Raw genomic sequence first — 25,147 nt, 5'->3', positions numbered from 1 at the left:
TTTTCGCCGTCGCGCCCACCTTTGTAGCCGCGGTTGTCGCGACGGTCGTCGCGCCCGCGGAAATCGCGCTTCTCGCCGTCGTTGCCGCGCCAATTGCCGCGGCCGCCCTCGCGACGCTGGCCGCCGTTGCGGTCGTCGCGTCGACCATAGCCGCCTTCGCGCTTGCCGCCATTGCCGCCCTTGTAGCCGCCGCGATCGTTACCGCCGCGACGATAGTTGCCGTTGCCGCCTTCGCGTCGCTGGTGCGACGCCCCTTCGTTGTTGTGCTGATCAGCCACGAGGGCCCTCCCAAATCTTGGTATCGTCCTTTATTCCTTGGATGCCGGCGGCAAACGCCTTGGCCGCCATGGCCTGCTTGCCGTTCGGCTTAATCTCCAAAAGCTCCACTGCCCCGTCGGTGCACCCGATGAACAGGCGCTTTCCCGCGAAGCGAACCTGCCCGGGCACCATGCCCGCCGAAAGCTTCGCCGATTGCTCGTCGGCGACCGCCGGGCGCGCCGACAGCACGGTGACGGGCTTGTCGGCCACCACGGCATGCGCCGGGTGCGCATCGCTTGACGCGCGCACCTTCGCGCACGCCAGCCACACGTCGTCGTCAGGGAACAGGTCAAGCTCGCCCTTCTCGATCTTATGGGCATACGTCACGCGCGCCTCTTCCTGCGCCGTCCACCGGATGCAACCGGCCTCAAGCTGCGACAGCGCCGTAAGCAGTGCATGCGCGCCCAGATCGGCAAGCTGGTCGGTGAGAAGCGCCGCGTTCTTGTCGGCCACGTCGATGGACCGGCACACGCAGTAATCGCCCGTGTCAAGGCCTTCCTCCATGCGCATGATGCACACGCCGGCCTCTTCGTCGCCGGCAAGGATGGCGCGCTCGACGGGCGCGGCGCCGCGCCAGCGCGGCAGCAGCGAAGCGTGCACGTTCAGGCAGCCAAAACGTGGAATGGCAAGCACCTCGGCGGGCAGCAGCATGCCGTACGCGGCAACGCACACCACGTCGGGCTCAAGCGCCGCCAGCGCAGCCTGCTCATCGGCGTCGCGCAACGTGCGCGGGCAGCGCACGGGAATGCCGCGGCGCTCGGCCTCGGCCTTCACCGGGCTTGCCACCAACTGCTTGCCGCGACCGCGCACGGCATCGGGGCGCGTGTACACTGCCACCACGTCATGCTGGCTGGCAAGCTCGGCCAAAATGGACGCCGAAAACTCCGGCGTGCCCATGAAAACTACGCGCATAACCTATCCTTCCACGGAAGTTTCCCCAGGTCGCGCACCGGCGGCCAAAGCCACCTCATACTCCTGCAGAGCTTTAAGGCGAGCCGTAGGTTCGCAGCGCTCGAACATGGTGACGCCATCAAGATGGTCGGTCTCATGCTGCAGGCAGCGGCCCAAAAGCCCGTCGCCCTCGATCTCCCACAGCTGTCCGTCCAGGTCGTAGTAGCGGCAGCGCGCAAACGGCGGACGGGCGATGGGAACGGAGATGCCGGGAATGGAAAGGCAGCCCTCCTCTTCCTCAACGGGGTCGCCTTCGCGTGCGACGATGACGGGGTTGAGCATGACGATGGGGTTGCGCTGCCCGTCTTCTTGGTCGCAATCGATGACGACCATGCGCTTGAGCACGCCCACCTGCGGGGCAGCCAGGCCGCAACCGGCGTTTTTGTACATGACGTGCGCCATTTGCTTCGCTAGGCGCTTAAGACTTTTGTCCTTGAAATCGCAGGGCTCGCATACCGTGTTCAGCAGCGGATCGGGCGATTGCACGATTGACAGCATATGCATATCCTTTTGCGGGTGTCTAGGTTCAAAGGGCACATGCCGCGCCCCATTTCAACCTTTGTATTGTGGCACGGCAAGCCCGCCGCCACACCGTGCGCGAGCAAACATCCACAAAACCCCTGCTGAGTACGAATAGCGAACACGCCGATGGGCGCGCGCATCACGAAGCAGATGCCACTCCTTGCGCGTGCGTTTGGCGAAGGTTCACCACCTGCTGCTGCAAAGCCGCAACGGATTCGAACAGGAGTTTATATGTTTCCGGATCGTTTTGCGCTGCAGGCATTTGCGCGCGATAGGCCGCGATCGTGTCTTCCATATCGCCGATGACCAGCTCTTCGGAAAGAAACACGACAAGCTGGGCAGGGTCGGACGCATCAGGCACGCCGCGGGAAAGCAAGTTGCCGGCGCGCGCATCCGCAAGCGTTGCCGCGCCCACGATCTGGGCCGGAGAAGCGCCCGGATTATCGGAAAGCGTTTGCAACATGGAAGCGGAAACCGTGGCGCACAGCGAATCGTGCCACTGCGTGGACGCAAGCGTGTCGGCGTGCGCAAGCGCCAGGTCAGGACGCGCAGCACACAGCGCCAGCAATTGCCGCTCGAACTTGCGACGGTTCACCTCGGCCTGCGGGAGACGCCGCCGCGGGGCCTGCGGCTGCTGAGCGGCGGTCTGAGCAGACCCGGGCGCATCCTCATCAAACGTACGCGGCGGCTTAAGCGCGGCAAGCTGTGCCATGACGTCATCCTCGCGGGCGCGCGTAACGCTGGCAATCTGACGTGCGTAGTCCTTCGCCAACAGCGAGTCCTTGATGGGCGCAAGCACCGAAAGCGCATCGGAAAGCGCCCCGGCGCGGCCCTCGGCGCGCGCGAGGTCCCACTTCGCCAATCTGCGGTCGATGCCGTACTTCAGCAGCGGCTGCGCGGAGTCGATGAGCGCCTTAAGCTCGTCGGCGCCGTGCGCGGTCAGAAACTCCGCGGGGTCAAGGTTGTCGGGCAGCGTGACGGCGAACAGGTCGATGCGCGAGGCGCCGGCCTCGGGCGTCATGGTGGCGTCGATGAATTGCAGCGCGCGGTCGGCTGCACGCTGACCTGCGGCGTCGCCATCGAACAGGTACACGATGCGATTGCGCGCATGGCGCGACAGCACGCGGATGTGCTGACGCGTCAGCGACGTTCCCAGCGTTGCCACAGCGTTGGTGACGCCCGCCTCGTGCATGGCGATGACGTCGGTATAACCTTCCGACACCACGGCCACACCGGTAGACGCCATGGTGGCCTTCGCCTTGTCGAGCGCATAGAGCATGCGCCCCTTGTGGAACAGCGGCGTTTCCTGGCTGTTCAGGTACTTCGGCTCGCCGGTGCCGATGACGCGCCCGCCGAACGCCACGCATTCGCCCTGCTCGTCGTGGATGGGAAACATCACGCGGTTGTAGAACCTGTCGCGCAGCTTCCTGTCGCCCTGCCCCACCAGCGCCACGTTCGCCTGAATCATCTCTTCGGGCTTGAACCCCATAGCGGCAAGATGGCGAACCAGCTCGCCACGGCCAGGTGCGAAGCCCAGCTGCCACTTGTTCGGGATGTCGCCGCCCAGCCCACGCCCGGAAAGGTACGTGCGCGCCGCGTCGGCCTGAGGCGAGTTGCCGCGCATAAGCTGGTTGTGGTAGAACGCCGCCGTTTCCGCGCACACCGCGCGCAGGCGGGCCTTCTGCCCCTGTCCCATGCCGTGGCCGGCGCGCGCCGCGTCGTCGGCGATGTCGATGTGGGCGCGTTCGGCCAGGTAGCGCACGGCTTCAGGAAACGTGACGTCCTGCGACTTCATGATGTAGGCAAACACGTCGCCGCCCTCGCCGCAGCCAAAGCAGTGCCACAACTGCAGTGCGGGATCGATTTTGCACGACGGCGTTTTCTCGTTGTGGAACGGGCAGCACAGCCAGAAGTCGCGGCCGCGTTGCTTGACCGGCGACCGTTCTCCCATGATGGTGACCAGGTCGCTTGCCTCGCGTACCTTCTGGATGTCCTCGTCGCTGATTGCCATATGCGTGCGTGTCTCCTCAACCGTGCTTGCCGCCAAGCCGCGCCGTAGCTTAAAGCATGCCGGTGCGGCGGAAAATGTTCGCAGCAAGTATACCGCACAGAACCGATGTTCCCCTTCATGGGCTACAATAGCTGCGAAACATCCAAGGCATGGAAAGGATTACCATGACCGAACCGGGCTACTTGGCGCTTGACCCTGAAATCGCGCAGGCCATCGAAGACGATCGCCGCAACGGGCGGCTGCATCCGCAGCGTTTTCGCGATGAAGACGTGGTGCGGCGCGAGCGCAACCCTCATGACGACGCCACGTTGCTGCGAAGTGCCTTCTCGCGCGACATCGACAAGATCGTCAACATTCCCGCTTACAACCGCTACGCCGGCAAAACGCAGGTGTTCAGCCTGGTGGAAAACGACGACATCTGCCGCCGAGGCCTGCATGTGCAGCTGGTCAGCCGCATCGCGCGCAACATCGGACGGTTGCTGGGGCTGAACTGCGAGCTGATCGAGGCCATCGCGCTGGGGCACGACCTGGGCCACACACCGTTCGGCCATGCCGGCGAGCGCTTCCTGTCGAAGTGCTACCACGAGCGCACCGGGCGCTATTTCAACCACAACGTGCATTCCGTGCGCGTCATGGACGTGCTGTATCGCCGTAACGTCAGCCTGCAGGTGCTCGACGGCGCGCTGTGCCACAACGGCGAATTCGCGCAGCAGGTGTTAAGGCGCGGGGAAACTTCCACGTTCGAACAGCTTGATGCGAACGTGGAAGCGTGTGCAAGCGACGAGGCCGTCATCAAGACGCTGCGCCCGTCGACGCTTGAGGGATGCGTGGTCAGGCTGTCCGATATGATTGCCTACCTGGGAAAAGACCGCGACGATGCCGTTGCCATGGGCGTGCTTGAGGGGCTGGACGGGTTCGACACCCGCATCATCGGGCGCGACAACGCGCGCATCATCAACAACCTTACCGTCGACGTGATCAACAACAGCTACGGCCACAGCCAGATTCGCATGAGCGAGGCCGCGTTCGAAGACGTCAAGCTTGCGAAGCGGCAGAACTACGAGCGCATCTACAACACCGAGGGGTGGCGCGCGGGCAGCGGCAACGTGGTGAGCGAGATGTTCGAGGAAATGTACGAGCGCCTGCTTTCCGACGTGATTGCCGGTGATGAGCGGTCACCGGTGTACCTCCATCACGCCAAGAAGCTTGCTACGCGGTCGCGCAGCATCGATGCGCGCGAATATATGGCGAACACAGAGCCGAACCAGATCGTGGTCGACTATCTGGCATCCATGACCGACCGCTACTTCATGGCGCTGTACCGCCACCTGTTCCCCGAAAGCAAACAGCACATCATCGCCGAAGGCTACTGCGCCGACCTCTAGCCAAAGTCAACCTGACAAACGACGTGTCCCTTTGTCAGGTTTTTTTGGGACAAAGGGACAGTCCCTTTGCCCCGGTTTTCGCAACCGAAACGTAACGAACCCCCGAACTGAAAGCGAGAAGCACCCATGAAATTCGTTATTGCATCCGATCTGCACGGAGCTGCGCCTGCCGTGCGCAAGTTGGTAGAGCGCATCGAAGCGGAATCGCCCGACCACGTGCTGCTGCTTGGCGACCTTCTGTACCACGGGCCGCGCAACGACCTTCCGGAAGGTTACGCGCCCAAAGAGGTGCTGGCCATGCTCAACGCCATGGCCAGCCGCATCATCGCCGTACGCGGCAACTGCGATGCAGAAGTCGACCAGATGGTGCTCGACTTCCCCTGCATGGCCGATTGCGCGCAAGTCTTCGCCGACGGGCATCTGCTGCACCTCACGCACGGACACCTGCCCGGCAACAACCCCGACAACGCCCCCACCCTGCCCGCAGGCTCGGCGCTGCTGACGGGCCATACACACGTGAAGCGACTGGAAGAGGTTAACGGCATCTTGTTCGTGAACCCCGGCAGCACCTCCATCCCCAAAGACGGCTCCGCCAGCTACGCTGTGTTTGAGGACGAGATGTTTACCTTGAAAACGATGGAAGGGGAAACGTTGAAAGAAGGCAGCTGGGGGCAGCAATAGAGATTCGCGCTGCCCTGCCCCTACGACAATCTGCCGCGCTCCACCGTGTAGGTTACGTCGCAGATGGCGGCGGTTGAGGCTCGGTGGCTTACCAGTACCACGGTGCGGCCCTCGCGGCTTTCGGACAGGGCGCGCAGCACGGCAGCTTCGTTGAGGCTGTCAAGGTTGCTGGTCGGCTCGTCAAGCAGCACGAACGGCGCATCGTGCAAGAACATGCGCGCCAGGCCGATGCGCTGACGCTCGCCTCCCGACAGCGTGTCACCAAGCTCGCCCACGGGCGTGTCCAGCCCCTGCGGCAAGCGCTCGATCAGCGAAGTCAACGCCGCCTTGCGACATGCCCCTTTAAGCTGCTCGGCCGTGGCATCTGGACGCGCCAGCAGGATGTTCTCGCCCACGGTGCCTGCAAACAGGTGAGTCTCCTGCGTCATGTAGCCCTCAAGCGACCGCAGGTTGTCGGTGTTCACGCGGCGGATATCGCACCCCGAAACGTCGATGACGCCACGCGTGGTATCCCAAAAGCGCATGAACAGCTTGCACAGCGTAGACTTGCCCGAACCGCTCTTGCCCGCCAAGTGCACGATAGACCCGGGCTCAATGTCCAGGTTCACGTCCTTGAGCACGGGCACCTCGCCATACGAGAAGTCGACGCGCTTGGCAGCCGCGCCCGTGAACGCAACCAGGTCCTGGCCCTCGGAAACTTCCTTCGTTTGCGGCTGCTCGTCAAGCAGGTCAAGCACGCGCGCACCGCTGGCAAGCGTCTGCTGCAGCGTGGAACCCAGGTTCGCCACGGCAATAACCGGGCCGAACGACGACATAAGCGCCGCAATTGCCACGAAAGCCTGGCCAGCGTCAACAACGCCGCTGCCGCACAGCGCGCCCGCCAGCATCACCATGGCCACGTCAAGCGCCAGCACCAAGCCGTTCGTGGCCGCCATGGCCCGCGCCGCGCGGCTTTTCAGACGCCGTTCAACGCCTGAAAACGCCGCCATGCGCTCGTCAAGTTCCGCGGAGCGCTCGGGCGTGCGCCCGAACTGCAGCGTTTCGCGCAAACCGCGCAGGCTGTCAAGCACGAAGGCGTTCATGGAGCCCAGCGCATCGCGCAGCGCGCGCCCGTCGCGGCCCGCCGCTTTCGAAGCAACCCACGGAGCCGCGATGCCCACCAGCGCATACGCGACGAATGCCGCCAGTCCCAGCTGCCACGCCATAGAGCCGATGAACGCCACCATAATGGCCGACACGATGATCGCGATAAGCGCCGGAGAAAGCGTATGTGCGTAGAACACTTCCAGCAGCTCAACATCGGACGTGACCAGCGACACCAAATCGCCCTTCGAACGCCCTTCAAGCTTCGCAGGCGCCATCGTACGCAGCTTGCCAAACACATGGTCGCGCACCAGCGCCAAAATCTTGAACGCCAGATAGTGGTTGCACATCTGCTCGCCGTAATGCAGCGGGCCGCGCACCACGCCGCATACCGCGATAAGAGCGATGGCAACCCCCAGTTCCCACGTTTCCGTGAAGCCGGCGATGCCCACCATGGCCTGCGCGCCGATAACCGTCAGGAAAATGGCCGCCAAGAACCCGACCACGCCAAGCGCCACCGCCACCACCATCACGGGCACCAGCGGGCGCACCAGCTTCACCAGGCGCATCATGATCGAGAAGTTCGAGCGATGCCGCACGGGCGCCGCTTCAGGCACAGTCGCCACAGGCTCGTCGTTCGAAGGCGCCGCATATGCTGCAGCGCCGGAAACCGCAGCACTGCGCTGCTCGGCCTGCGCCGCGAAGCGTTCAAGCTCGGCCTGCTGGTTCCACAGCTTCGAGTACGCACCGTCTTCGCGCACACGCAGCTGCTCGTGGGTGCCGTGCTCGGCAACGCGCCCGCCGGAAAGCACGTAGATGCAGTCGGCGGCCGCAACGGCGGCCAAGCGGTGAGAGATCATGATGACCGTGCGCGTTTGCGCCAGCTCATGGATAACGCCGATGATGGCCTCTTCGCTTTCGGCATCCACGTTCGACGTGGCCTCGTCGAAGATGTAGATGGGCGTATCGTGCAGAAGCGCGCGGGCCAAGGCCAAACGCTGGCGCTGCCCGCCGGAAAGGTTGTTGCCCTGCTCGCTAACCGGCGCGTCAAGCCCGCCCGAAGCGCGCACGAAACCGTCGATGCGGCAACGCGAAAGCACCGCCCACAGCTGATCGTCGGTTGCCTGCGGGTCGGCCATCAGCAAATTCGAGCGCACGGTGCCCGAGAACAGGTAGCTGGAAAACGGCACTACCGTTACCGTTTGCGCCACCGACGCGCGCGAAACCTCGGCAAGCGGAATGCCGCCGAGCTCCACGCTGCCCGTATACCCGGCGTTGCGGCCGCACAGGATGCCGGCAAGCGTCGACTTGCCCGAACCGCTTTCGCCCACGATGCCCGTAAAGCTGCCCGCCGGCGCGTCGAAATCGACGCCCGAAAGCACCGTGCGCTGCCCGTCGTAGGAATACGACACGCCGCGCACCGACACGCCCGCGTGGGCGGAGTCGACCGAGCGCGTGCCCTGGCGCGGCTCTTCGGCGTCAAGAATGGCGAACATCTTATCGGCCGCCGCCATGCCGTTCATAGCCGTATGGAAAAACGACCCGAGCATGCGCATGGGAATGAAGAACTCGGCCGACAGGAACACGACGGCAAACGCGGCGAAAAACGGGACGTTGCCCGCAGCATACTGCATCAGCGCAGCGATGATGCCCACGGCTGCGCCGCCGTACGCGAAGATGTCCATGATGGTAACGGAATTCAGCTGCATGGTAAGCAACCGCATGGTTGCCTTGCGAAACGTTTCCGCCTCGGCATTCATCTGCTGATGCAGCTGCTCGTCGGCGCGGTAAATCTTCAGCGTGGTCAGGCCCTGCAGGTTCTCCAGAAACGCGCCGCCCAAATCGGTGTAGGCGCCCCAGTACTTGCCCATCACGCGCTTGGCGATCTTCTGAACAGCCACGATGGAGATGGGGATAAGCGGCACGCACACCAGCAGCGCCACGGCTGCCGGCAGGCACAACGGTGCCAGGCACGCGAACAGGGTCAGCGGCGCCAACACCGCATAGAACAGCTGCGGCAGATACTGGCCGAAATAGCTTTCCAGCTGCTCGCAGCCTTCGACGCTGACCTGCACCGCTTCGCTGGTGGCGATATGCTCGGAGTACGACGGCCCCATGCGCACCAGCTTGTCGTACACCTTGCGACGCACGGTGCGCTTCGCCGTCATGGACGCGGCCAGGCCCATGCGCTGCGCCGCCGACAAGCACACCATGCGCACCACGATTGCCGCCACGCCGGCGCACCCCAGCGTCAAAAGCCACTGGCCTGACGCGCTGCCGCCCATCAGTTGCTCGATGAACAGGCCGATGGTCACCATGATGGCAATGTTGGCCACCAGCGCTATCCACTGCGCAAGCACGTCGCACGCAATGTACTTCATGGCCTGAGGCACCATGGCCGTCAAACGTTTGCTGAACAAAGGACTTCCTTTCAAAACCAAACCGCACGCGCAAATCGCGTAACAAAGGTTACGTTTTAAGGAAATCCTAGCATGAAGCCCCATCGACAACCGTGGGAAACCATGAGAAAAAACACTTTGTTATATATATGACTTATCCGCACAGGAAACGTATCGCTACGCAAAAGCGGCCGGCTCCCGTAGCGGGAACCGGCCGAAAACAGCATGCCGCGAAGGTTATCGCGACTTGCGGTTCTTCACGCGCAACAGCGCCAAGCCTTTCAGCGTAAGGTGTTGGTCCGCAAGCTCGATGCGCCGCGACAAGCTGGCCATGGCGTGCGCATCGTCGCCCGTAGCCACCACGCGCGTTTTGTACCCGAGTTCGGCCCACACGGCATCGATAAGCCCATCGATGCGCGCCACTTCCCCGATGACGATGCCCGCCTGCATGGCGTCGCGCGTGTTCTTGCCGATAACGCTTTTCGGCGCGCGCAAGTCGATGACAGGCAGCTGAGCCGCGGCCTGCGCCACGGCGCGCGCAGCCAAGCGCAGCCCCGGGGCGATGACGCCACCCTGCACCACGCCCTCTTCGTCGATAACTTCCAAATTCGTGGCCGTGCCGAAATCCACCACGATAAGCGGGAACCCGTACAGGTGCTTTGCCGCCACGCAATCCGCCACGCGATCGGCGCCAAGGTCGGCCGGACTGTTCAAGTGCAGCTTCAAGCCCGATTTCAACCCGGGGCCCACCACCAGCGGCCGCGTGCCGCACAAACGGTGCAGCGCCTCGACCCAGGCGTCCGTCAGGCTGGGCACCACCGACGACACGATGGCGTCGCCCACCTCAGCACCGTCGCAGCGCACCTGCAGATACGACGACACGCACATAAGCGCCTCATCGGCCGTCAGGCTCTCCGGCGTGGTGACGCTCCACGTTTCCTTGAGCTCCTCGCCTCCCGCCAAGCCAAAATTCGTCACGGAATTGCCGATGTCCACCGTAAGCGCCAGCGCCTGCGCGCCGCGCGTTGCCGTCCTTGCCGCCATTACGCCGCCGCCTTATCCGATTTACGCCGCAGGGCCGCGAACGCCAAGGCGCCCACAACACCACCGAGCACGGCGAACGGCAGCCAGTTGAACCCGAACTCCGTCAACGGCAGCGTCTGCATGACGGGAAGCGCCCCGAACGTATCGTCGATGGTGGTCAGCAGGCTGATAACGAACGCGCCGGCCGCAGCGCCCTTGATAGGCCACTCCGTGCCCATCTTCTTCTTGAACAGCACCATGACCACGCACACCATAAACGGCGGGCACACCACCGAAAGAATGGGTGCGGCGAACGCGATGATGGCGTTCAGCCCCAGGTTGCAGATGGCAAGCGACACCAGCACGCAGACGATGACGCCTACGCGATACGGCACCTTGCCGTGCGTGACGCGCTCGAAATACGACGCCGTGGCGCCCGTCAGGCCGATGGCCGTGGTCAGGCACGCCAGGCCCACGATGACGGCCAGCACGGCCATGCCCGTGTCGCCAAGCAGGTGCTGCACGATGGCCACGATCAGCGTGGAGCGGTCCATGCCCGCGCCGAACGACGTGGCAGACGCGGCGCCCAGAAACGTCAACCCGCCGTAGATGACGGCCAACAGCAGCCCGGCCACCACGCTGGCACCGGCAATGACCTTCAGCTGATCCTCGCGGCGCGTGTAGCCGGCCGTTCGCGCGGCGTTTTCCATCACAATGGCAAATCCCACGCACGCAAGCACGTCCATAGCCTGATAACCTGCGGAAATGCCGTCCTGCGCCACCGTTGTCGACAGCGGTGCGCCAATATCGCCCAGCGGATGCGCCACGCCCACGACGATAAGCACCGCCACGCACGCCACTAAAAGCGGCGTGAGCACCTTGCCGATGACGGTGACCACGTGCGTTTGCCGAATAGACAGCGCGAGCACCACCGCGAAAAACACAGCGGAGAACGCCAATATGCCCACGCCGTCGCCGAACAGCGGCACGATGGACATCTCGTACGTAGTGGCGGCCGTGCGCGGCTCGGCGATGACCATGCCCGTGCACAGGATGACGGCCGTGTTCAGCACCAAACCGGGCACGCGCCCGATCGACCCCTCAACAGCCGCGTTCGCCCCGCCCGCCGCATTGAGCGCGAAAATGCCCAGGCACGAGAGCACCACGTCGATAAGCACGAAGCACAGAAAACCCAGCACCCACTCAGTGCCGCTCTCCATGCCAAGATACGGCGGGAATATCAAGTTTCCCGCCCCGAAGAACATGGCAAACAGCGCCAATCCCGTAATAAGCGTATCCTTCTTCACTACTTCTCCTTCGACCGCACACAACATGCCAAAAGCAAACAGTGCGTAACCCGAAAACAAAAAGCCGCAGGTTGCACAAAAGTCAGTAAGGGCGCGTGTGGTGCGTCATATTCGGCTGAAGCAAGTGGGCATAGGCCTTTGGGCCATGCCCGCGCAGCTGAAGTCGAAGATGACGCGCCACACGTGGCCGCAACGTCGAGTAAATTCGCCGGCCGGCAGGCCGGCGAAACCTAATTGAACTTGAAGATCTTTTGGGCTACGTGGTAGCCGGTGATGCCGATGGCTCGGCCGGCTTTTGTGGGGATGTTCGTACCCATGTTCAGCACGCTGCGGCGCACGTGACGATACACGTCGGGGTTGTGCTGCTTGAGGTATGCCCAGATGGCCTCGCGTTCGTCCTCGGCCTCGTCGGTGTTAATCATGCGCAGGAAGATGGAGCAGATGCACATCATCATGGACAGGTAGTTCTCCATGTAGCGCTCCAGGCGCTTCTCGGCCACGCCGGAGGGCAGCTGCACGGCGTCGATCATGATGCGCGTGACGCGCAGCTGCTGATCGATGCGGCTCATCATGACCGACTCGTTCACGCTTTGGTCCTCGCGCCCGATGAAGTAGCGGTACATGTCCACGTCAAGGTAGTAAATGGTCTTGACATGCGGCAGCGGCACGTACACGAAGATGTTGTCCACGTAGAACGTGTGCTTGGGAAGCTGCAGCCCCATGCCGCGCAAAAGCTCCGTGCGGTAGATGACCGAATGCATTAGCAGGTACTGGCTGGGGTTGAAATGCCCCACGTCCGCCCAGCCGAACTCACGCCCTTCGGGGAACACGTTGCGGTAATGCATAACGGTGCGCGTGTTCTCGTGCACCTTTTCATATACGTAGTTCGCGATGACCAGGTCGGTGGGAACATGACGCCCCACCTGGCTGCGCACGTAGGCCATAACGTCCTCCATGGCGCGACGGTCAAGCCAGTCGTCGGAGTCGACCACCTTGAAGTACAGGCCCGTGGCGTTGGCCAAACCCGTGTTCACCGCCTGGCCGTGTCCGCCGTTTTCCTGGTGCACCGCCTTGATGACGCCGGGGTGGCGCGCCTGCCACGCATCGGCCTTTTCCGCCGTGTTGTCCTTCACGGAACCGTCGTCGACGATGATGATCTCGATGTCGTCGGTGCCCTGCGCGCCGCCGCACGCCAAGATGGACTCGATGCATTTGTCCATGTACTCGGCCGAGTTGTAGCACGGAATGGCAAACGAAATGGTTTTCATGGCAAACCTTTCCTATGGGTTCGGCCCGACCGGGCCGTTCGATTCGCACGCGAACGACGGCAGCGCCAAGCGCGTTGCCCCGCAGGGCCGCGCATCGCGACGCACGCCGTTTATTTGCTCCGCCAGCCATTTTACCGGTCGCGCAGCATCGCGACGTACTATCATCGGACATTGTGGATAAAATTCAACTGAAACGTTTGGGCATTTTCGCCGAAAAGCCCGACAACGCCGATAGATTGCGGCGCCACATCGCGAAGAAAGGAAACGTGCATGACCTCGTTTTTGGAATCCATGATCGCTCGCGCAAAAGCCGACAAGCAAACCATCGTGCTGGCAGAAGGCGACGACCCGCGCACGCTTGAAGCTGCCGAGACCATCTTGGCGCAAGATGTGGCGAACCTCATCATCCTGGGCGACGTCGAGGGCATCAAAGCATCGGGGCGCAACCTCGAAGGCGCGCAGCTGATCGACCCGCGCACGTCCGAGCTTGCCGCCGAGTTCGCCGACACGTTCTACGAGCTGCGCAAGAACAAGGGCATGACCCCTGAAAAGGCCGCCGAAACGGTGAAGGACGTGCTGTACTTCGGCGTCATGATGGTGAAGACCGGCCGTGCCGACGGCATGGTTGCCGGCGCGTGCCACGCAACCGGCGACGTGCTGCGCCCCAGCTTGCAAATCCTGAAGACCGCCCCGGGCGTGAAGTTGGTCAGCAGCTTCTTCATCATGGTGGTGCCGAACTGCGAATACGGCCAGGACGGCACGTTCCTGTTCAGCGACTGCGGCCTGGAGATTCAGCCCGACGCCGAGAAGCTTGCCCACATTGCCGTGAACTCCGCGAAGTCGTGGAAGAACCTCATCGGCACCGATCCGGTGGTGGCCATGTTATCGCACTCCACGTACGGCTCCGCGAAAAACGACGACCAAGCCAAGGTTGCCCAGGCCGCGGCCATCGCGCGCGAACTTGCCCCCGAGCTGGCGCTTGATGGTGAGCTGCAGGCCGACGCGGCCATGGTGCCTTCCGTGGGCGCCTCGAAGGCTCCCGACAGCAAGGTGGCAGGGCATGCGAACTGCCTGATCTTTCCCGACCTGGACGCGGGCAACATCGGTTACAAGCTGGTGCAACGCCTGGCACATGCCGAGGCGTTCGGCCCGGTCACGCAGGGCATTGCTGCCCCGGTGAACGACCTGTCGCGCGGCTGCGTGGCCCACGACATCGTCGGCGTCATCGCCATCACGTGCGTGCAGGCGCAGGCGAAGAAGGCAGCGGAAGCGGAATAGCTTTCAGTTGTAGTTGCGCTTGAGGATTGGAAGGCCCTGCAGCGGTTTGCTGCAGGGCCGTTTTTGTTGGGTAGTTCGCGCGGAGCGCGTTAGCGTGTTGGTGGATGCCAGCCGTTTTGAGAAATTTTGCGACGCGCCTTTGGCGCTGTTTTGTTGGGGTTGAGCTTTCGCTCAACCCTACGCATTGGTAGAGCATGCAGTTTGCCGCTGCGGGATTTATTCAGCCCGTAGATGCAAAGAAACGACCTGCGATGAGGCCGTTTCTGTTGGTAGGTATTCGCTTTGCTTGTTGGCTTATTGGGCGCTGATTCCTACTTGTTGATCGTGGACGATCTCGTAAGTATCGCGGGCGATCATGTATTCCTCGTTTGTGGGGATGATGATGATCTGCACGGCGGAATCGTCGGTGGAGATGATGCGCTCGAAGCCGCGATGGCGGTTCTTCTCCTCGTCAAGCACGATTCCCAGCGGCTGCAGGCCGCTGAAGATCATGCGGCGCATCTTCTCGCAGTTCTCGCCCACGCCCGCCGTCAGCACGATGGCGTCCACGCCGCCCATGACGGCGATGTACTGGCCAATGTACTTCTTCACGGAGTTCGAGAACATGTCGTAGGCCAGCATGGCGCGTTCGTTGCCCTCTTCGGAAGCGGTACGCACGCTGCGCAGGTCGTTCGACACGCCCGAAATGCCCAAAAGGCCCGACTTCTTGTTCATGAGGTCGTTCATCTCGGCGGCTGAAAGGTTCTCATGCTCCATGATGAACGGCACGATGGCGGGGTCGATGGCGCCGCAGCGCGTGCCCATCATCAAACCGTCAAGCGGCGTGAGGCCCATGGACGTGTCCACGGCAACACCATGGTCGATGGCCGACGCCGAGCAGCCGTTGCCCAGGTGCAGCGTGATAAGCTTCAGGTCCTCAAGCGGTTCGTCAAGCACTACGGCCGCGCGCTCGGAGATGTAGCGGTGCGACGTGCCGTGAGCGCCGTATTTGCGGATGGCGTACTTCTCGTACATCTCGTACGGAAGCGGGTACATGTAAGCCTTCGGCGGCAGCGTCTGGAAGAACGACGTGTCGAACACGGCCACCATGGGAATGCCCGGCATGTGCTTCTGGCACGCGCGGATGCCCATAAGCGCGGCGCCGTTGTGCAAAGGCGCCAGCTCAGCCAGCTCGTCGATCTTCGCGATGACGTCGTCGTCGATGAGCACGGAGCGGTCGAAGTACTTGCCGCCCTGCACGATGCGATGACCCACCGCGTCGATTTCGGAAAGCGACGAGATGGCGGCATCTTCGCCGGACACCAGCGAATCGAGCACCAACGCCATAGCGTCGTCGTGGTCGGCCATCTTCGCGTCGATGACCACTTCGTTGTCGTCAAGTCCATGTTTATGGAACGCTTGGGCGCTGCCAACGCGTTCGCAAATGCCCTTGGCCATGAGCGTATGCGTTTCAACATTGATGAGCTGGTATTTCAGCGATGAAGAACCCGCATTGATAACCAAAACGTTCAACGGCCTGCCTCCTTAGCGTAATTGTTCGAGAAGCCATTGTAGCCGGGTTGCGCGCCTTAAGCCGCAAAGACAAGGCCACGCATCGGCAAGCGGTTCTACGACAGCGTGGTGTCGCGCTGCTCGTCGGAAACTTCAGGCTCAAGCTGCCCCATCAGCACGTCCACCTTCTGCTGCGCATCGCTCAGGCGGCCCTGCAGGGCACGCAGCAACGCCACGCCGCGCTCGTATTTCGCCAGGCTGTCCTCAAGTTCAAGCGTGTTCGACTCAAGCGTGCCCACGATGCCGTCAAGCTCGGCCATGGCCTCGCGAAACGTCAGCTGCTCGATAGGCTTTTCGTTCTGTACGGGTTCCATATCATGCATCCTTTCGGGAATCGATTTGCTGGGAAGCGGTAGCGTGCGCCTCGACGCGGCAGGCAAGAACGCCGTCGGAAACGGAAACATCGACGCGGCTGCCAACGGGCGCGGCCGCAACGTGCTTCACCACGGCCCCCTCTTCGTTGCGCGCGATGGCGTAGCCGCGTCCAAGCACGGCAAGCGGGGAAAGCGCGTCAAGCTGCGCTGCCGCCACGCCGAACTGCTGGCGATAGGGCTGCGTAAGCGAACCGCCAACTCCGACAAGGCGCTGGCGCGCGTGCGCAAGATCACTCGAAAGCACACGCGTGGCTGCGGGAAGGGCGCGCACCAGTCGTTCGCGGTCGCGCTCGACAAGCTGCGCGGCAGAAGCCACGCCAACAGGCAGCACGCGCGCGAAACGGTCCTTCAAGTGCCCAAGCGCCACCGCATCCTCGGTGACGGCGTTTGGCAGCGCCGTGGCCAGGCGTTCCTGCATGCGCGCAACCTGCAGGCGGTCTTTGTCCAGGCTTGCGGGCAACGCACGGCTCAAACGGTCGGCCGCAACGTCAAGCCCCATGGCGGGCGCCGCCAACAGCGCGTTCGGGTCGCGAAACACCGGATGCGCGGCCGCGCGGCCAAGGCGGGCCGCCGCATGCTCGATGCTGCGCTGTGCACACGCCGACAGGCTGCCGGCCCGTGCCGCGAACAACGCGTCAAGCGACTCGCGCGCGGGGCTGACCTTCTCGGCCGCCGCCGTTGGCGTGGAGGCGCGCAAATCGGCAACCATATCTGCGATAGACGTGTCGGGCTCATGCCCGATGCCGGTGACCACGGGCACGGGGCACTTCACGATCATGCGGGCCAAAAACTCGTCGTTGAACGGCATAAGGTCCTCGTACGATCCGCCGCCGCGCACCACCAGCACCACTTCGGCGCCCGCGTGCACCACGGCGCGCATACCCTCAACAATGCCGGCTGGCGCCTGCGGCCCCTCAACGGCCACACCGGCAAGCAGCACGCGAGCCACGGGAAAACGACGGCGCAGCGTGCGCAGCACGTCGTGCACCGCGTCGCCGCGCGGGCTGGTTACCAAGCCGATGGTCAGGGGAAACACCGGAATCGGCAGCTTTCGCGCCGGGTCCATAAGCCCTTCGGCCGATAGCTTGCGCGCCAGGTTGGCCACCTGCAGGCGCAGGTTGCCCTCGCCGGCAAGCGCCACGGAGAACACGTCGAAGTTCATGCGGCCCTTCGCCGCGTATAACGTGAAACGGCCGGTCAGCTCGACAAGCTGACCGACGCGCATCTGCACGCCTGCGGCGCGGTATCGGTTGTTCCACATCATGCACGGCAGGCTGGCCGACTTGTCCTTCACCGTGAAGTACACGGCTTTGTAGCCGGGCTTGTTCGAGAGCTCGGAAACCTCGCCCACCAGGCGCACGGTAACGCCTTCAAGCGCGCCTTTCGCAAGCGCCATGGCAGCGGAAACGGAAAGCGCGGGCCTTTCGCTATTCGTCATGGGACTGCAGCAGCCACAACAGCTGCAGGATAGACGTAAGCGCAGCGGCAACGTAGGTGAGCGCGCAGGCGCGAAGCACGGAATACGCGCCGGACTGCTCGGCCGACGTGATGCCCTGCGTGGTCAGAAACGCCATGCCGCGGCGCGACGCATCGAACTCAACCGGCAGCGTGACCAGCTGGAACAGCACGACGACGGCGTACATTATGATGGCAAGCGTGGTAAGGCCCGCCATGTGCATGAAAATGCCGATCATCAGCAGGAACACCCAGGCGTTCGAAGCGAAGTTCACGGCAGGCACCAGCGCACCGCGAATCTTCATGGGCGCATAGCCCTCGGCGAACTGGCAGGCATGGCCCACCTCGTGGCACGCCGTGGCGATAGCCGTGATGGACGTGCCGCCGAACGCGTCGGGGTCAAGCGTGATGGAGTTCGAGCGCGGGTCGAAGTGGTCCTGCTGCGGGCCGCCGCGATGAATCTGCACGCCCGTGACGCCGTTGGCGGCAAGCATGCGCTCGGCCATCTGCGCGCCGGTGATGCGCGTGGAAGCGGGAACGCGCAGGTACTTGTTGATCTGGCGATTCACGTACCACGTGGCGCCCATGCCGATGACCATGGTGACGACGATAAGGGATAGATAGCTCATGCTCATGAGGTAGCTGCAACTCCTTTTTGCGGGTTTGCGCGCCATCCCGGCGCGAAGGGGCGCCACACGCGGCGCCGTAATGTCCAGCAAGCAGTATACCGAAGCGAAATGGTTGGAAAACGCCTTCACAAGGGTTCCCGCGAAACGTTCGCATTCCGTTACCGAACGCGCCGCGCAAGCGCGCGCAGGCCGCGTAGGCGCTACTCTTCCCCGTCGAGGCGCGTGACCTTCAGCTCATGGCCTTCAAGCGAGAGCATGAGCTTGCCTTCCAGAAGCTCGATAAGCTCTTCGCCCACGAGCGCCCGGCGCCAGCCGCGCAGCAAATCGATGCCCTGACGATATCCGCGCGCGACGCGCACCAGGTCGTCGTGGCTGGCCAGCGTGGGAAACGCCACGCCGTTTTCCTTCGCCCGCAAGCGCACCAGCGCGCTCATGAGGTCAAGCGGCGCATCGACGTTCGGCTCGTTCTTGCCGCCGCGATCGGGCTCGGGCCACGTGTTCGGGCTTGCGTCCATGGCGGCTTTCATAAGCGAAGCCACCGTGCGGGCATCGCGCGTGTTCAGCTTCTCGCGCATGCCGCGCACCATAAACAGGTCGTCGATGGTGCGCGCCTCGCGCTTGCACGCCTCCACGATTTGCTCGTCGGTGATCACCCACTTACGCGGCACGTTGCGCTTCTGCGCCGTGATCTCGCGCCACGCCGCAACCTCGCGAGCGGCAGCAAGCTGGCGGCGCGACAGCTGCCCGACGCGCTTGAGCCTGCGATAGCGCTCGCGTTCGTCGGAATCGAAACGCGCGGGGTCGCGCATCTCGGCGAACTCGGGGTCAAGCCAATGCAGCCTCCCTTGGCTTTCCAGCTGCTCCTTCATGTGGCGGTACATGCGCGGAAGGTAGATGACGTCGTCGGCGGCGTAATCAAGCTGCGATTCGGTCAGCGGGCGGCGCGACCAATCGGTGAACGAGTCCATCTTGCGCAGCGACACGCCGCATTCGGCGCTTACGAGCGCGCCGTAGCCAATTTGCTGCGTGTGCCCAAGCAGCGCCGCGGCAACCTGCGTATCGAACAGGGGGTTCGGCAGCACGCCCACCTCGTGCCACAGGATTTCCAGGTCCTGTCCGCCGGCATGCAAGATTTTCGTGACGTTTTCGTCTTCAAGCAGTGGGGCCAGCACATGCAGGTCCTGAATGGCGAACGGGTCGACAATGACCACCTCGTCATCGGTGGCAAGCTGGATAAGGCACAGCCGCGCATAATACGTCTTCTCACGCAGGAATTCGGTATCGATGGCAAGCACGCTGGAGTTGTGCGCGCGGGCGATGAACGCCTCGAATGTTTCTTGGTTTGCGATGTACACCCGGTAAATCCTCACGATCGCCTACTATCTGCGGTACCATGCAATGATAATGCAAGAAAGGGGGCAGCGGTGAAACTGCTCGTCATAAACAACCTCTCATCGGGCTACGGCGAAGGCGCCGTGTACGATTTCGTCCGCAGCTTCGCCCGCGACGGCGACGAGGTGCGCATGCGTTCCACCGACGGCACCACGCCCGTTGAAACGCTGGTGAAAGGCGCACAAGACTACGACGCCGTCATCGCCGCGGGCGGGGACGGCACGGTGGCCACGGTGTGCTACCTACTGGCGAACACGGGCATCCCCGTGCTGCCCTTCCCCGCCGGCACCGCCAACTTGCTGGCATTGAACCTTGCTAGCCCGCTTGAGCCGCACGCATTGGCCAAGATGGTGCGCGGCGGGCAGACGCTTGACTTCGACATGGGCGAGATCACCGTCGGCCAGCGCAAGTTCGGGTTCTCCATCATGGCGGGCGCCGGCTACGACGCCACCATCATGCGCGGCGCGCAGCGCGGAAAACGCCTGCTCGGGCCCATCGCGTACCTGCAGTCGGCCGTCATGAACGCCATGCCGCAGCAATCGAAGTTTACGCTTGACCTTGACGGGCGCACCGTGGAAAGCGAAGGCTTAGGCGTGCTGCTGGTGAACTTCTCGAAAATCCAGTTCGACATCACCGTCACGCACGAAAACGAGCCGCGCGACGGCGAATTCGACGTGGTGGTGCTGAAGGCGAAAACAGCGTTCGACCTGATCCCAGCCGTGTTCGCCGGCATCCTCGACCGCGACGGCGAGTTCCCCGACCGCACGGACGCGCTTGAGATTTTCCGCGCGAAGGAAGTTGCCATCAACGCCGAGCCGCCCATGGAAGTGCAGTACGACGGCGAAGCCACAGGGCTTACCACGCCGTTTTCCGCGCGCATCCTGCCCCGCGCCACGCGCCTGTTCATCTCCGACGAAGGCTACGGCCAATTCGCGAAGTAGGCGAGACGGACTCAGCGGCCATAAACATCGCGCGCAGCAAAACGCCCTTGCATCCATCCTGAGTGCAAGGGCGTTTCTGTATCGCACGAAGGCGGCAGCGAGCTTCGTCAAGCCACCGCCTTCGCAACCTGCGATAGCGTTAGCGCAAGGGCTACTCGCCCAACACGTCGCGGTGCAGCTCCTCGTCGGTCATGTTCTGGCGACGCTCGCGCTTCCACTTCGCCAGGTTGCTGCCCCAACGCATTTGGATAAGCTATCCATCACCCACTAACGCGCCCGAAAACGGCTATGCGTCGTTTCCGGGCAACAAAAAAGGCCCCCGCCGAAGCGGGGGCGCGAGATTAAGCGGCCATCAAAGAGAACGTGGTGACGCGCGAGCCGTTGCCCGCGTAGTCGTCCCAGCTGCCGCCTGTATCGGTCAGGTCGTGCATGTTGGGCAGGCCGTTGACGTTGTACTCCGCGACCAGCCAGCCCGTGCGGTTGGGGTCCTGGGTCTCGTAGTAGCAGCGCACGGCGGTGATGGGCGAGCCGTCTCCGGCGCAGCCCCACATCAAATCGCCCTTGTCGTAGCCATACACGGGGTCGAGCCATCCGGATGCCTCGGTGCATACCTGGTACCAACCAGGCATGTCGATGGCAAGCCAGCGGATGGGATCGTAGCCGTTGCCCGCAAAGGTGTCCCAGGAACCGCCCGTGTCGGTGTGGTCAACCATCTCGGGGAACCACCAGCTGCCGGAGGGATCGGTGGATGCCGCGTAGGTGATGGCAACGTCGCTCTGGTTGTACTCGGGGTGCCAGTTGGTGTTGGACGTATCGCCAGCGCCGGACGGCGTGTAGCCGCCGCCGATGTAGTCGTTTACGTCCTGCTTGAACTGGTCCCAGCTACGCCCGTACTCGGCGAAATATCCTGTCGGGTCGGTGTGGTCGGTACCGCCCCAGATCCATGCGCAGTCGTTGTGGCTGAGCAGGCGGTCGATACCCCAGCCGCGCGAGTTGAGGTAGTCACCCGCCCAGGCCACGGCCTGGTCCCACTGAGAGCCAAAGTCCTCCCAGTTGGTCGCATGCGCCAGCTCGATGCCGACAGTGGCATAGTTGCCATTGCCGACATGCCAGCAAAGGGCCCAGTCGGGGACGGTGTGGTACACAACGGAGCCGTCCAGCTCCATGACGTAATGCACCGCATAGGTATCATCACGCGACCACAGCAGCGTGTGGTTGTAGGCGCTCGCGCCGGGGTTGGCTGTCTCGTGGATGACCAAGTACTCGGCGCTGTTATATCCATGGCCATAGCTCACGGTATCTTCCACCTGCTCATATGCCAGAGCAGGGGTGGTGCACGCGATGACCAGCGCGACGGATGCCACGAATGCGGCAAGGCTAGCTTTGATGCCCTTATTCATCGCCGCCACCCACCTTGGCCTTGAGGGCGGACGCGCCGATCGCGGCGCCGATGAGGGCGCCTGCTGCGTTGAGCGTCAGCACGATGCCATCGACGTTCGCCAGCCCCCAAACAGGGCCTACCGTGCCGACGAACCATGCGCACGCGGGCAAAAGCAACAGTCCCACCCACTTGAGGACGTCGTATGCCTTGTCCGGGATGAGCCAGTCTGGCACGTTCTCGTTTTGGTCTTTAGCCATATGGCAGCACTTCCTTCCAAACAAAAAAGACCGCTTTCGCGGCCTTGTCGATTAACAGATATTCGGTTTTCGTCTATTCGTCTATGACGGGCGTTTGCATCGAATCCTCGAACATGCGCGTGCCGGTGCCGTTGCCGTCTATGCCGTGGTACGCGCCGTAGACGTTCTCGAGGTGCCTGCGGTTCGCGACCGTCATGCCGCCGTTCGCCATGGCCTCGGCATGGATGTTCTTCAGCTCGCGCCACAGCAGGGCGCGCATGCCGTCGCGCATCGCCTTGTCCTGGTCGATGGCCTTTCGCGACTTCGTGCGGACGGATGCGACCACTGCGGCCACGATCGCCCCGACGACGCCGGACACCGCTGACGTGACTGCGGCGGTGGCCGCGATTGCGTCAACGCTCACCAACCTACTCGCCTGCGCCTTCGCAGGCGGCGGCAAGCTGCTCTTCCAGCTCGTTGATTTTCGCGCGGTATCCCTGGCGGGCCTTCTCGGTCGGCGCGTACTCCTCATCGCTCAGCGCCCCGTCCGCGTGCTTGAGCGCCTTGTAGTCGGTCTGGGCCAGCAGGTTCTTCAGCGCCGTGATCTCCGCTTCGATTTGGCGCATCTCTTCGTTTTCGTTCATCATTACCTCTTTCGTTAAACAAGCCCTTGAACAGGGCATCCATGGAGAGCACCGTATCGTGCGCATTCAGATGCTTCATGCTTCCGCGCCAGCTTTGGTAGCTGCTCGCGGCATCCTCGTACGTCAGCGTGCCCTTGCGGTAAAGCCCGGCCATGCGCTTCAGCTTGCGCCGCTCGCGGGTTACGGCATCCCGGGACGGCCTCACGACCACACGCCCGGTCTCGGAATAGAAGAACCTCTTCTTGAGCCATACGAATCCGCGAGACAGCTTGACTATGCGCGTCTTGGTCGGATGCAGGGTCAGCCCGATCTCTGCGCACTTGCGCTCGATGAGCATCAGGCAAACCTGCAGGTATTCCTTGGATTCGTGTATGCAATAGGAATCATCCATGTACCGCCCGAACGCGTCAACGCCCAGCATCTCCGCTATGAAATGGTCGATGCCGTTTTGGTAGCACACCGCCAGAACCTGGTCGGGCTCGGAGCCTAGCCCCAACCCGCGCTCGCCGTGCGCGTCCACGAACAGCCCGGCAAGGGAAACCGCGCCCGCATCGGGGACGGCGTTTGCCACGAGACGCTTGGCGCAGCCGTGCAGAAGCGAGTCGAAGTACCCCGCATCGTCCATGAGCAGGATGTAGCCATCGCGCCCCCGCTTGCGCCAGTTGGCGGCGAGTTGCATTTTCATCAGCCTTATGGAGTATTCGGTGCCGCGCCCCTCTATATTGGCGGCGTTGGAGTATGTGGCGGTAGGCACCAGCGCGGGCGTGAGCACGTTTCTCGTGAGCGATTTCTGCGCCACCCGCTCGCTTATCCTCGGCGCACTGATATGGCGGACCTTTCCGCGCTCCACCACGTCGAACCTTGTGAAGCCGCGCCTGACGTCGCGACCGGCCAGAATGTCGTCGCGCGTCCTGGCGGCGTTGAGCAGATAGTAAGCCATGTAACGCTGCACGGAGTGCTTCCACATGACCCCGCGCGCAGCCCTGCGCGATGCGCTGACGAGAGAATCCATGGATGCGACGTTTGCCAGCGTGCACGATCTCGTGCGCTCGGCCTTGGCGCGGGCGCGCTTCTCCTGACGGCGCTTGCGCCGGGCTTTCCGCCTTTCCTCGGATGTCATAGAGAGCGCCCCGCGCAGCTCGCATTGCGGCTCGCCAGCTGCTTGACGGCAGGCCATGAAACGCAGCCGAGCCGCTGATTGCTGCGCCATGCAAGCAGCGTCCGGCCTCCGTCGCGGGGCGCGTGTTTACGGGCTGCGCCCGATGGTCGCGCCCTCCTTCCTTCACATGCCCTGCGTTCGCTCTCGCTACTTGGTCTGGCTATGGGGGAATCCGACATGGGGACGAATCCAGTCGTTCGAAGCGCCATTGTAGTTGGCGTTACCGTTGTTGTTGACGTAGCACGCGTTGGCGGAAGAGCCACCGGCTGCGGAGCGCAACCACCAGTTGTACCGACAAACAGGACGTGACCGCCGCCCATTATAGCAACTCCAGCTGCTCGGCATGGCCGCTCAGCCGAACGGACGGCGCGGATACCTCATCTTGCGTCGCAAGCTGCATATCCTCCGCCCTCTTCGCCTCAAGGCGCTCAAGCTCGGCGGTTGCCGCCGCTATGCGGTCATCGAGCGTCTGCTGGCCCAAGATGCGCACCTTCTTTCGCGCGCCCTTGAGCAGCTTCAGCTCTTCGTCTATGAGCATCATCAGCCGGTAGAACCTTGCCGCCGGGCCTTGCGGCTCGCCGTCCGGCGCGCTCGGCATGCCTTCCACCACGCCCATATCGAGCAGGCATTGCATGTCTTGCACGAGCTGGTTGCAATCGGCTATGGCAAGCGTCAAGTAGCGGCGGCGCTCCGCCGCGTTGAAGCTGTTGGACGGATAGAACGCATCAGATCGCACTATGTTGTAGACGAGGCTCCTGGCCGTCTCCACGGTCGGCACCGCGTTAAACAGCCGGTACGACTTCGGCACTACTTTCGAGTTCGCCATCAGCTTGTTGGTTTCGGTTCGGATAGCTATCGCTACCGAGAAGAACTTGAACTCGGAAACCTTGCGGTTTCGCTTCAAGACTCCGCTCACGCGGCACCCCCCCCTATTCAATGCAGAGAAGAAGCCGCCCGCTTCGCGGGCGGCTCGCCGCCGCGCGAAGGCGGCGGCAGGAACAGCGACCAGTATACGTCTAGCCATGCGGCTAGCCGAACAGGAAGCCGACCTGGGGACGAACCCAGTCGTTCGAAGCGCCATTGTAGCCGGCGTCACCGATGCCGCGGACGTAGCACGCGTTGGCGGAAGAGCCACCGGCTGCGGAGCGCAACCACCAGT

Annotated in this window: 22 protein-coding genes and 1 pseudogene; 4 read left to right on the top strand and 19 right to left on the bottom strand. The window is 63.1% G+C overall.

The genetic code is table 11. From position 1 onward, the window contains the following. The 4 genes and pseudogenes from ACWI6D_RS06115 to dnaG all read right to left on the bottom strand — a co-directional run. A pseudogene (locus ACWI6D_RS06115) lies at positions 1-278 on the bottom strand (hypothetical protein); the annotation flags it as partial. Beyond that, a complete protein-coding gene (gene fmt, locus ACWI6D_RS06110; protein WP_449134044.1) occupies positions 271-1,230 on the bottom strand; it encodes a methionyl-tRNA formyltransferase in 960 nt (319 codons plus the stop codon). The gene fmt and the pseudogene ACWI6D_RS06115, both read right to left, overlap by 8 nt. Before the next feature lie 3 nt (positions 1,231-1,233). Then, complete coding sequence (gene def / locus ACWI6D_RS06105; RefSeq protein WP_129422939.1) at positions 1,234-1,767, bottom strand: peptide deformylase; 534 nt, start codon at positions 1,765-1,767, stop codon at positions 1,234-1,236. Positions 1,768-1,930: 163 nt separating this feature from the next. Then, complete coding sequence (gene dnaG / locus ACWI6D_RS06100) at positions 1,931-3,802, bottom strand: DNA primase (protein ID WP_449134043.1); 1,872 nt, start codon at positions 3,800-3,802, stop codon at positions 1,931-1,933. A gap of 164 nt (positions 3,803-3,966) precedes the next feature. Between dnaG and ACWI6D_RS06095 the strand changes: the two genes are divergently transcribed. Both ACWI6D_RS06095 and yfcE read left to right on the top strand, forming a co-directional pair. Continuing rightward, positions 3,967-5,187: a deoxyguanosinetriphosphate triphosphohydrolase family protein gene (locus tag ACWI6D_RS06095; protein WP_449134042.1), complete on the top strand. Its 1,221-nt coding sequence runs from the start codon at positions 3,967-3,969 to the stop codon at positions 5,185-5,187. Positions 5,188-5,313: 126 nt separating this feature from the next. Beyond that, positions 5,314-5,868 (top strand): phosphodiesterase, encoded by a 555-nt coding sequence (yfcE, locus tag ACWI6D_RS06090; RefSeq protein WP_449134041.1) that lies wholly within the window; start codon positions 5,314-5,316, stop codon positions 5,866-5,868. Between the two features lie 20 nt (positions 5,869-5,888). Here the strand turns inward: yfcE and cydC are convergent, their stop codons facing one another. The 4 genes from cydC to ACWI6D_RS06070 all read right to left on the bottom strand — a co-directional run bounded on the left by cydC (position 5,889) and on the right by ACWI6D_RS06070 (position 12,948). Next, the gene (cydC, locus tag ACWI6D_RS06085; RefSeq protein ID WP_449134040.1) at positions 5,889-9,371 is read right to left on the bottom strand and encodes a thiol reductant ABC exporter subunit CydC; all 3,483 of its coding nucleotides are present in this window, start codon (positions 9,369-9,371) and stop codon (positions 5,889-5,891) included. 216 nt (positions 9,372-9,587) lie between these two features. Continuing rightward, the gene (locus ACWI6D_RS06080) at positions 9,588-10,394 is read right to left on the bottom strand and encodes a type III pantothenate kinase (protein WP_449134039.1); all 807 of its coding nucleotides are present in this window, start codon (positions 10,392-10,394) and stop codon (positions 9,588-9,590) included. Then, positions 10,394-11,680: a branched-chain amino acid transport system II carrier protein gene (brnQ, locus tag ACWI6D_RS06075; RefSeq protein WP_449134038.1), complete on the bottom strand. Its 1,287-nt coding sequence runs from the start codon at positions 11,678-11,680 to the stop codon at positions 10,394-10,396. Before brnQ ends, ACWI6D_RS06080 begins: the two co-directional genes overlap by 1 nt. 230 nt (positions 11,681-11,910) lie before the next feature. Next, complete coding sequence (locus tag ACWI6D_RS06070) at positions 11,911-12,948, bottom strand: glycosyltransferase family 2 protein (RefSeq protein WP_449134037.1); 1,038 nt, start codon at positions 12,946-12,948, stop codon at positions 11,911-11,913. Between the two features lie 270 nt (positions 12,949-13,218). Here ACWI6D_RS06070 and pta point away from each other — a divergent pair, with 270 nt between their 5' ends. Beyond that, positions 13,219-14,226 carry a phosphate acetyltransferase gene (gene pta, locus ACWI6D_RS06065; RefSeq protein WP_449134036.1) on the top strand — a complete coding sequence of 336 codons (1,008 nt, stop codon included), beginning with the start codon at positions 13,219-13,221 and terminating at the stop codon, positions 14,224-14,226. Positions 14,227-14,520: 294 nt separating this feature from the next. Here pta and ACWI6D_RS06060 read toward each other — a convergent pair whose 3' ends face one another. From ACWI6D_RS06060 to rnd, 5 genes are all read right to left on the bottom strand, one after another. Then, positions 14,521-15,738 carry an acetate/propionate family kinase gene (locus tag ACWI6D_RS06060; RefSeq protein ID WP_288284698.1) on the bottom strand — a complete coding sequence of 406 codons (1,218 nt, stop codon included), beginning with the start codon at positions 15,736-15,738 and terminating at the stop codon, positions 14,521-14,523. A 95-nt stretch (positions 15,739-15,833) separates the two neighbouring features. Beyond that, a complete protein-coding gene (gene xseB, locus ACWI6D_RS06055) occupies positions 15,834-16,091 on the bottom strand; it encodes an exodeoxyribonuclease VII small subunit (RefSeq protein WP_129422949.1) in 258 nt (85 codons plus the stop codon). Between the two features lies 1 nt (position 16,092). Then, entirely contained in the window at positions 16,093-17,589 is a 1,497-nt protein-coding gene (gene xseA, locus ACWI6D_RS06050) for an exodeoxyribonuclease VII large subunit (protein WP_449134035.1), read from the bottom strand. Then, a complete protein-coding gene (locus tag ACWI6D_RS06045; protein WP_449134034.1) occupies positions 17,579-18,241 on the bottom strand; it encodes a zinc metallopeptidase in 663 nt (220 codons plus the stop codon). The genes xseA and ACWI6D_RS06045 overlap by 11 nt, the downstream gene beginning before the upstream one ends. A 194-nt stretch (positions 18,242-18,435) precedes the next feature. Then, entirely contained in the window at positions 18,436-19,590 is a 1,155-nt protein-coding gene (gene rnd, locus ACWI6D_RS06040; protein WP_449134033.1) for a ribonuclease D, read from the bottom strand. A 69-nt stretch (positions 19,591-19,659) separates the two neighbouring features. On the opposite strand from rnd, the gene ACWI6D_RS06035 reads away from it, so the two are divergent. Beyond that, positions 19,660-20,568 carry a diacylglycerol/lipid kinase family protein gene (locus ACWI6D_RS06035; protein ID WP_449134032.1) on the top strand — a complete coding sequence of 303 codons (909 nt, stop codon included), beginning with the start codon at positions 19,660-19,662 and terminating at the stop codon, positions 20,566-20,568. Between the two features lie 341 nt (positions 20,569-20,909). Here ACWI6D_RS06035 and ACWI6D_RS06030 read toward each other — a convergent pair whose 3' ends face one another. The 6 genes from ACWI6D_RS06030 to ACWI6D_RS06005 all read right to left on the bottom strand — a co-directional run bounded on the left by ACWI6D_RS06030 (position 20,910) and on the right by ACWI6D_RS06005 (position 24,814). Next, positions 20,910-21,968, bottom strand: a complete 1,059-nt coding sequence (locus ACWI6D_RS06030) for a peptidoglycan recognition protein family protein (protein WP_449134031.1) — start codon at positions 21,966-21,968, stop codon at positions 20,910-20,912. Beyond that, complete coding sequence (locus ACWI6D_RS06025; protein ID WP_449134030.1) at positions 21,961-22,206, bottom strand: phage holin; 246 nt, start codon at positions 22,204-22,206, stop codon at positions 21,961-21,963. Before ACWI6D_RS06025 ends, ACWI6D_RS06030 begins: the two co-directional genes overlap by 8 nt. A 73-nt stretch (positions 22,207-22,279) precedes the next feature. Then, positions 22,280-22,609 carry a hypothetical protein gene (locus tag ACWI6D_RS06020; protein WP_294420793.1) on the bottom strand — a complete coding sequence of 110 codons (330 nt, stop codon included), beginning with the start codon at positions 22,607-22,609 and terminating at the stop codon, positions 22,280-22,282. A 104-nt stretch (positions 22,610-22,713) separates the two neighbouring features. Continuing rightward, the gene (locus ACWI6D_RS06015; RefSeq protein WP_449134029.1) at positions 22,714-24,039 is read right to left on the bottom strand and encodes an RNA-directed DNA polymerase; all 1,326 of its coding nucleotides are present in this window, start codon (positions 24,037-24,039) and stop codon (positions 22,714-22,716) included. A 96-nt stretch (positions 24,040-24,135) separates the two neighbouring features. Then, positions 24,136-24,333 carry a DUF6273 domain-containing protein gene (locus ACWI6D_RS06010; RefSeq protein WP_449134028.1) on the bottom strand — a complete coding sequence of 66 codons (198 nt, stop codon included), beginning with the start codon at positions 24,331-24,333 and terminating at the stop codon, positions 24,136-24,138. Next, positions 24,308-24,814 (bottom strand): hypothetical protein, encoded by a 507-nt coding sequence (locus ACWI6D_RS06005; RefSeq protein ID WP_449134027.1) that lies wholly within the window; start codon positions 24,812-24,814, stop codon positions 24,308-24,310. Before ACWI6D_RS06005 ends, ACWI6D_RS06010 begins: the two co-directional genes overlap by 26 nt. Positions 24,815-25,147: the final 333 nt, after the last annotated feature.

The sequence above is a fragment of the Senegalimassilia sp. genome, from assembly GCF_977052095.1.
The sequence above is the reverse complement of the archived record's forward strand: the minus strand, read 5'-3'. Positions and strand labels throughout refer to the sequence as shown.